The sequence below is a fragment of the Methanolacinia paynteri genome (assembly GCF_000784355.1).
Taxonomy (GTDB): domain Archaea; phylum Halobacteriota; class Methanomicrobia; order Methanomicrobiales; family Methanomicrobiaceae; genus Methanolacinia; species Methanolacinia paynteri.
Genome location: NZ_KN360932.1, coordinates 1 through 7,831 on the forward strand (window position 1 = coordinate 1; position 7,831 = coordinate 7,831).

The window sequence follows — 7,831 nt, forward strand, 5'->3', positions numbered from 1 at the left end:
GCCTTTCTGCTCGTGCCTGAAGGAGTACGTGGAGAGTTCGTACATCTTCATCGGGAGGGTGTTGGGGGATATATGCATGTCGTGCATTATCGAGAACATCCCGAAGCATGCGGCGAACCTGAGCATCATGCTTCGGGATGTTCTCGATAATGCACGACAGACATCGGGATGACGAAAGAGGAGATGGCCGAGGCAACACTCGAAACGCTAAGGAGAAACGACCACAGGGATGCATACATCAGGCTGGTCGTAACGAGAGGTGTCGGAGATCTCGGACTGGACCCCCTAAAATGCTCGAAACCAACAGTATTCATAATATCAGCCCCCTGGGGAGCGATGTACGGCGATCTTTATGAAAAGGGCCTGAAAGCAATAACGGTATCAATCAGGAGAAACGCAGCCGAGGCCCTCCCGCCTAATGTAAAGAGCCTGAACTATCTCAACAATATCATGGCAAAGATCGAGGCGAACTACAAAGGCGGAGACGAAGCCATATTCTTCGACACAAACGGCTACGTCGCCGAAGGTTCGGGAGACAATATATTCGTCGTAAAGAACGGCACAATATTTACTCCTCCGACCATGAACAACCTCAGGGGAATTACGAGGATGGTCCTCCTTGAGATTGCCGAAGAGCTTGGAATCCCTGTAAAGGAGCAGAACCTCGGGTTCTTCGACCTCTACACCGCGGATGAGGTTCTTGTAACCGGAACCGCCGCCGAGGTCGCACCGGTAACACTCATCGACGGAAGGAAGATCGGAACAGGGAAACCTGGTCCGGTTATAAAACAGATGACAGCCGCCTTCAGTTCAAAGACTTCATCGGAAGGAACTGAAATATTCAAATAATTTTTTTGGACAGAAATTTAGGCCTTGTCAATTCTTTCCATTATCGATCTCTGCATATATTCCGTAATTGGAAATTCTGAAGAAAATATGCCCTCGAGGGAAGAGCCTCTTCTGACAACCATCACATCCTCCCGGAAGTCAGCAAATACGGCAAAGATGATCCTTGCCGAATGATCGCTGTAGAGCTTTTCATTCAGAAGGCTGCTTCTGATTAATGAATCGCCCTTATGAATTTTTAATCCTCTATATGAATATTCAGCAGGATTATCAACAACAATATGAAGATCTAATTTCCTGTCTGAGCATTTTATCTCCGCAATAAATTTTTTTAAAAAAGCAGGATCGATACAAAGGATAAGAACCGAATCCCTGGCACGCCTCAGGATTGAATTCACCTGGTTCTCGATTGCAGATTCACTCTGAACAGTGTAGCCCGGAACCTTTGCAGGACGTGCCTTCTTTTCGATCTCCTCGAGCATCTGGACAACCTCTTCGATTGAATGGAGAGTATCTTTTTTTATCTTCTCAAATGTCCGTGCAATATCAAGGGCATGATAGCGAGTGGGACTCCCGTTTATAATTCCTATGTACCCTTTTTTTGTGAGATCGGAGAGTATCTCATATACACGTCCGCGTGGTATTCCCGTGAGTTCGTGAATATCCCTTGCGCTGCCCACCTGGAGCATAACGAGAACCGTATAAATTTTCGATTCATATTCGGTCATCCCCCAGGATTTCAGTCTTTCAACAATTCTTTGATCCAGTTCAAATGATCCGCTATCCGCCGGGAGATCTGTCATTCTGAAAATTATCTTGTTATTAACAGGGATATCTTTTTTCATCTGCTCCTCCTTCCAGGAGCACCACATATATGACACCTGATTTGAAAAGTTTAGCCGAAACCGAATTAAAGAGCTTTTTAGCCAGGCTCGTTAATGAAGACCGGAGTTCTTACAGCAATGAACACGACAAAAACTTTCAAAAACAAAATAACATACAATACAACAGGCAGGGACAAATTAAAGCTCACATTTCTTATCCTTTCATCAATGATGACGATGATGGGCGGAGCGGCCGTCGCACCATCTCTCCCGGGGATCAGCGCCTATTTTTCAGGATATCCCGAGAGTGTAATTGCACTGATAATAACGCTTCCTTCTCTTGCAATAGTCCTTTCTGGATGGTTTATCGGGATGATATGCGACCGCGTGGGAAAAGTCAGACCCCTGATGATATCCCTCGCATTCTTTGCGCTATTCGGATCTTCAGGTGCATATCTCAGTTCGCTGGAGATGATACTTGTCGGAAGGGCTCTGCTTGGCATTGCGATTGCCGGTATAATGACTACCACGATTGCACTGGTATCAGACTACTATTCAGGCCCTGAAAGGATCAGGGTTATAGGATACCAATCGGCAGCAATGGGTATCGGAGCAATTGTTCTTGAGACTTCAGGGGGACTTCTTGCATCGTTCGGCTGGAGAGAGACTTTCCTGATCTATCTTATTGCACTGTTATTTATTCCCGGAGTTCTCCTTACGATGAAAGAGCCGAAAAGGGAAGACAATACTTCCATAAGTCAGGATTTCAACGAATCAAAGGTCGAAAAAAAGGGATTGTCGTTTACTCAGTTGGCCCTCATATACATATCGGTCTTTGGCGTGATGCTCATGTTCTATACGCTGCCGACAAAGCTTCCTTACCTTTTGCAGGCTGCCGGGATCTCCTCAACTGTTGTCAGCGGCGCACTTCTTGGGATTCCCGGCTTTATTTCGGCTTTCAGCGCCCTTTCCTGTAGCAGGCTCTATTATTATTTTAAGCGAAATACGATAATGGCAACAGGATTCCTGCTTATCGCACTAGGTTTTTTGATCATAGGAACTGTTTCAGGCTTTATTTTTTTAATACTTGGATTAGTGCTTGTCGGAACAGGCCAGGGGCTTTTGCTGCCGACGCTTGTCGGATGGCTGAGTGAGATCGCCCCAGCCAAAAGATATGGGACATTGTACGGGATTTATTCGGTGTTCTTCTACCTTGGACAGTTCGTATCCGGATTCGTATCACAGCCTATTATCGATATAAGCGGGACATACCAGATGGTGTTCACCCTCGGAGGACTGTATAGTATAATAATGACTGCAGTTTTTGTATTCCTGATATTCGGTAAGAAAGTACATGCAAAAAACAAACATGAATCTGATAAAAGTACATGAGATCTGAAGATATTTTATCCCGGATATCTTTTCAATAACCTGTTCAATCAGTTTTTCCGACGAAATCGGGAACCTCTTTTGCCAGATGAAGCCTTTTAATCAGCATAAAGCCTGAAAGGCACACCAGACCTACGGCGAAATTTATTATTCCTATGCTGAGAATGAGATCATCTCCTCCGACAGAGACCAGAACCATTCCCGCACTCCCAAATAAAAGTCCGGAGCAGTTGATAAGAGATGATGCCGAGCCCGTGTACTCCTTCTGCTGCTGTAGCATAAGAAACGTACCCGAAGGCCTTACACAACTTCCGATCATTGACGCAGGGAAAAGTGCGAGTGTGAATGCAACAGGCCCGAGATCGCCGAACAGACAGATCATTATTCCACTCACGGCCATTATGGCAAAGCAGGAGACAATGATCGTATTCCGCCTGATATATCTGGAGAGACGTAGATAGAGGAAAGGCCCGGAGATCATTCCGATCGCGATTACCGCAAAATAAAAGCTGTACCATTGTTCCGAGAGCCCAAACTGGTTTACAAATATATATGATGAATCTGTAATGAATGCGAGCGATGCCGTGCTCACAAGCGAAAAAACGATAAGCAAAGAGGTGAATCCCGGGTTCTTCAGGACGGTTCCCAGCCTTCCGAAGGATCTCACCATTGTACCTGTATATCGGCTGGTAAGAGGCTCTTCAAGGAGAATTCCTCCCGCCAGAGAGACAATTCCAATCAGGCCGAGCATCCAGAACAGGCCCTGCCATGATGTATATGGAAGCATGAAAGCACCAAGTACAGGTGCAACTGCGGGCGATATGACGACCATCGACTGGACTATCGCGAGTACAGATTCCTGCTTTCTGCCGGCATAGAGATCCTTGACCATGGCTGTCGCAACCGCTGATGCGGCGCTTCCGCCGGCTGCCTGAAGGGCACGGAAGAGGATCAGGTGCCAGATGTCCCATGAAAATGCACATCCGGCGCTTGCGGCGATATAGATTGCAAGTCCTGTGAGCAGGATCGGTTTTCTCCCGTATTTGTCGCTCAGCGGCCCCCAGAATAGCATTCCCGCACTGAATACGATGAAGAAAAGTATCAGGGTAAGGTTGACGAGCATTACCGGAACCCCGAAATAGTCAACCATCCCGGGAAGTGCAGGGAGGTAGAGATCTGTTGAGAGCGGAACGAATGCAGATAGGAGAACAATCAGGCCGATTGTGCCCTTCTCCCCGAGATACTTCTGGGAGATCCGTGTTTCATTCTCTTCCTGAAGTTCCTGTTTCATCCTCTGCGTCCCATGTCTGCTTGTCCTGTCAGGTTTGTTATAAATACGATATACAATTATCTAAAGAATCATTTATTGAAGATTGGTTCAATTCAGGCAATTTCATCAGGCCGATTCCAAAACGTATATAACATAATCCGCCTTACATATTAAGGCAACAATTCTTGCGCTGATATAGTGTAGGGGCCAATCATGCCGGCCTTTCACGCCGGCGACTGGGGTTCAAATCCCCATATCAGCACTTAAAGTAAAGTTCAAATCCTTCAGGAACATATTCCCCTATGGTGACGACTATGGGGGGTCATGTACCTACTCTTCAAAATAGTGATTTCCACAGTATTAAAACTAATTATGCGATTCACTCACTGGATCGGAGCCTTAAAATCGAACAGATTTCAGAGCGCGACAATTTTCTAATCAAGGAATTTGCCGGTGAGATTATGGCATACCATAACATCAGCAAGGTCCGTGTAAATAAGATTGTTTTCCATCTTGTCGGATGGCGGCGATTTATTGGCCCATTCGCTGAGAACTCAACGGGGGATCTTTTATGCGGAATAAACAGGCTACACGAGGCTAGAAATTCGCGAGGAACACTTTACAAGCAGAATACTATTAGAGATTTCGTTACTATACTCAAGCAATTTTACGGATGGCTTATAGAAAACGGGCATTCAGACATTCCTGAAGAGAAGGTCAGAAAGATACGGGTTCCGTCTAAAGACCGGATGACAAAGACGGCCGCCGATATGCTCTCTCCTGAAGAGATAGAGATGATTATCGGGGCGGCAGGGTCAATCCGGGATAAGGCGCTCATCATGACATTATATGAGGGCGGGCTTCGGGTTGGTGAGATTGGATCACTTACCTGGGGAGCTCTTGTCTTCGATGAACACGGGGTCGTGGCAAATGTAAATTTCAAGACGAATAAGCCACGATATATCCGGCTTGTGATGGCCCGCGAGCCCCTGATTCGGTGGCGGGCGATGTATCCGTTTCAGGCAGCGGATGATAATCTTGTTTTTTTAAACAGGTCGAATAGGCCGATGACATATGCAGCGGTCCGGGCGCTTCTGATGAAGACGGCCGGGCGGGCCGGTGTGACACGGCATGTAACACCGCACACCTTCAGGCATTCCCGGATCACCCACATGATCCAGGAGGGATATCCGGAATCGGTTATCAAGCTGATTATGTGGGGGTCGGTAGAGGCATCGGAGTGGGCGACATATGCACATCTGACGGGGTGCGACATCGACCGGGCCGTTTTGGAGAAGAACGGTGTTGCAACGAATGAAGAGACCTGGAAGGGGGTCGAAGGGGAGAAGTGCCCGTATTGCGGAATTCTGAATCCGCCGGCGGCCCGATATTGCTATCAGTGCGGCCGGCCGCTTGTGGTCGAGGATACTGTCAGCGAGTTGAAGAAGCTTCTGACGAGTAACCCGGCAGTGGTTCAGGTTCTTCTTGAGACGATTAATGGATCACAATCGTAACCGGCCCGCCGTGGACCGTTCGCGTCTTCGGATGCTTTGGGGTTCACCGTGGTCCTTGTCTCTTCTTTTTTCAGGTTGCTAACGCCCGACGGCTACGCCGCCCGGCTTCTAATTTTCTCGGTCGACGCTTATCAGCGCAGCTGCACACGGCTTTTTCGCTCCTCTCTTCGGGTAGTGGTGGGGATAGGCAGTATCAGGGAGAGAGGGATTGATACATAATTCCAAGACGGGTGACGAGAACTGCCAGAATGAAGTAGCCAAGAATGATATGAAACATTACGATTAGCATTGCCAATTCGTTAAGGTTCCTCGTAGCAATATCAGTAATACTGAAGACGATCATGTTCGACTGGATAAGAGCCGTTAGGGGAGTGGTAGTCGTCATATTGAAGATATTTTCAGTCACTCCAAATTGTTCATTTAAAGGAGGTAGAACAAAATAATATATAAGGCAAAAAAGAATATTGATGCCGAAGAATGTTCCAATAATCCTTTTTGTATTGGTACCGTAATCGGATAGCCACCAGAATAGGCGAAGCACATATTTCTGATATCGATGTTCTTTATACCACAATTTCCAGTAGAGTTCTCGGATATTTCTTTCTAAATGAGTCCGTATGGGAGGTGAAATACGCATTGCTCCAAGTGCTACTCCTGCAAACCTAGTTCTATTATCTATTTGACATTTTATTTCAGAATTTTTTATGTCATATAGACTCGTTACTTCGTTAACTATTGCAGCTATAAAATCTGCGCCACGTAAATCAGTTTGATCTAATATTGCATCCTTCAAATTTGCCGCAGATAAATTTGCACCTCGTAAGTCAGCCAAGGAAAAATCACAACCTTCCAAATCCGCCTCTGCGAGGTTAACTCCCTCTAAATATGCCTCTCTGAAGTTTGCTCCTTTCAAATGTGCGCCATATCGATTTTCCTTACGATATTCCTTATGCCACTCATTCCACTCAGTAAAATCTCGTTTTTGAGAACATTTCATCAAAAAATCATAATGATCCTTATTGAATCGCCGTAAAGTATCATCAGTCATACCAGATAGTCGAATTGTGACATGAAAAAAATATGCAAAAATAGGTAATAAAAATTGAAATTATCGGGATTTGATTGAATATTGTAATTTACACTTTTTAGAAAACCTATTAATTTTTAAAAAGAGTTAGCATGCCAGTGCTGGATTGCTGAGACACATTTTTTTTAAATAACGAGTTCGCCGGACTGGATCTTTTTGATCGTGCTTTCCTTGATGCGCCAGGTCTGCCCGATCTTGATGGCAGGCAGACGGCCTTCGTTGATATATTTACGAAGCTCCCGCGGCTTGGTTCCCAGGTATTCGGCGGCCTCCTCCAGCGGGTACATCTTCTCGATCTCTCCCATACCTACCAGTTTGTCATGTAGGTATATTTAGGTTGTTTTTATATTTACTTAAATATACTTATAAATACTTATGAAAACTTACATATGCTTACACACCCTGAATATTATTGGGAGAGTGATGAAACTCCCGGGAAAAAAGCGATGATTTCAAAAATTGCCCGAACGGATCTGTTCGACAATCGCAGGATCGGCGGGGTCTCAAAATCGAAGAGCGGACTGGCGGTAAATATCCGACGTGACGACCGGATGTTCACGGCGAAATGGGCCGACCTCGTGCGAGTGGTTGAGGAAGGCGGAAAAGCGGTAATATCCGAGGTGGAATAAGATGTTTGGTGACGACTTAACCACCCCGAACGCTCACGAAGAGCACGGAATATTCAACTTGTCAGCATATCAGAGTTGCGTTATTATCAATTATCCGTATGAAAAAGACCCGGCCTGCGTAATAATCCCCCGGAGGGATGACTGATGCAGCCGGTGATAGATCACAACGGCGGATGCAGGAAGTTAGCAGAACCCGACAGGACCAGGGCGGCGCCCGGGTGTCCCGATTGCGGAGAGATTTTTATCTTCAGTTCGCCGGACGGGGCAGAGGG

At 46.1% G+C, this 7,831-nt stretch carries 6 protein-coding genes, 1 tRNA gene and 3 pseudogenes; 5 read left to right on the forward strand and 5 right to left on the reverse strand.

What is annotated here, in order from left to right; translation table 11 throughout:
• Positions 1–162: 162 nt before the first annotated feature.
• A pseudogene (gene ilvE, locus METPAY_RS08100) lies at positions 163–849 on the forward strand (branched-chain-amino-acid transaminase); the annotation flags it as partial.
• A 17-nt stretch (positions 850–866) separates the two neighbouring features.
• On the opposite strand, the gene METPAY_RS08105 reads toward ilvE, so the two are convergent.
• The gene (locus METPAY_RS08105) at positions 867–1,649 is read right to left on the reverse strand and encodes a TrmB family transcriptional regulator (protein ID WP_211251524.1); all 783 of its coding nucleotides are present in this window, start codon (positions 1,647–1,649) and stop codon (positions 867–869) included.
• A 135-nt stretch (positions 1,650–1,784) separates the two neighbouring features.
• On the opposite strand from METPAY_RS08105, the gene METPAY_RS08110 reads away from it, so the two are divergent.
• Positions 1,785–3,062, forward strand: a complete 1,278-nt coding sequence (locus METPAY_RS08110) for an MFS transporter (RefSeq protein WP_052418734.1) — start codon at positions 1,785–1,787, stop codon at positions 3,060–3,062.
• A 43-nt stretch (positions 3,063–3,105) separates the two neighbouring features.
• Here the strand turns inward: METPAY_RS08110 and METPAY_RS08115 are convergent, their stop codons facing one another.
• On the reverse strand, positions 3,106–4,350 hold the full coding sequence (locus tag METPAY_RS08115; protein ID WP_048151165.1) for a multidrug effflux MFS transporter: 1,245 nt from the start codon (positions 4,348–4,350) through the stop codon (positions 3,106–3,108).
• A gap of 168 nt (positions 4,351–4,518) precedes the next feature.
• Here METPAY_RS08115 and METPAY_RS08120 point away from each other — a divergent pair.
• Positions 4,519–4,591: transfer RNA gene (locus METPAY_RS08120), tRNA-Glu, on the forward strand.
• 199 nt (positions 4,592–4,790) lie between these two features.
• Positions 4,791–5,843, forward strand: coding sequence for a site-specific integrase (locus METPAY_RS08125; RefSeq protein ID WP_052418735.1), 1,053 nt, complete (start codon positions 4,791–4,793; stop codon positions 5,841–5,843).
• 745 nt (positions 5,844–6,588) lie between these two features.
• Here METPAY_RS08125 and METPAY_RS15790 read toward each other — a convergent pair.
• The 3 genes and pseudogenes from METPAY_RS15790 to METPAY_RS08135 form a co-directional block, all read right to left on the reverse strand.
• A pseudogene (locus tag METPAY_RS15790) lies at positions 6,589–6,693 on the reverse strand (pentapeptide repeat-containing protein); the annotation flags it as partial.
• Positions 6,670–6,891 (reverse strand): annotated as a pseudogene (locus METPAY_RS15795) (pentapeptide repeat-containing protein); the annotation flags it as partial. The pseudogenes METPAY_RS15790 and METPAY_RS15795, both read right to left, overlap by 24 nt.
• Positions 6,892–7,055: 164 nt before the next feature.
• Positions 7,056–7,235, reverse strand: a complete 180-nt coding sequence (locus METPAY_RS08135) for a helix-turn-helix domain-containing protein (RefSeq protein WP_048151168.1) — start codon at positions 7,233–7,235, stop codon at positions 7,056–7,058.
• An 84-nt stretch (positions 7,236–7,319) separates the two neighbouring features.
• Between METPAY_RS08135 and METPAY_RS08140 the strand changes: the two genes are divergently transcribed.
• Positions 7,320–7,559: a hypothetical protein gene (locus tag METPAY_RS08140; RefSeq protein WP_048151170.1), complete on the forward strand. Its 240-nt coding sequence runs from the start codon at positions 7,320–7,322 to the stop codon at positions 7,557–7,559.
• The last annotated feature ends 272 nt before the right edge of the window (positions 7,560–7,831 follow it).

Coding starts and splice junctions, on each gene's coding strand:
- METPAY_RS08135 (WP_048151168.1), bottom strand. CDS start 7,235: ATGGGAGAGATCGAGAAGATGTACCCGCTGGAGGAGGCCGCCGAATAC.
- METPAY_RS08105 (WP_211251524.1), bottom strand. CDS start 1,649: ATGACAGATCTCCCGGCGGATAGCGGATCATTTGAACTGGATCAAAGA.
- METPAY_RS08125 (WP_052418735.1), top strand. CDS start 4,791: ATGGCATACCATAACATCAGCAAGGTCCGTGTAAATAAGATTGTTTTC.
- METPAY_RS08115 (WP_048151165.1), bottom strand. CDS start 4,350: ATGAAACAGGAACTTCAGGAAGAGAATGAAACACGGATCTCCCAGAAG.
- METPAY_RS08110 (WP_052418734.1), top strand. CDS start 1,785: ATGAAGACCGGAGTTCTTACAGCAATGAACACGACAAAAACTTTCAAA.
- METPAY_RS08140 (WP_048151170.1), top strand. CDS start 7,320: ATGCTTACACACCCTGAATATTATTGGGAGAGTGATGAAACTCCCGGG.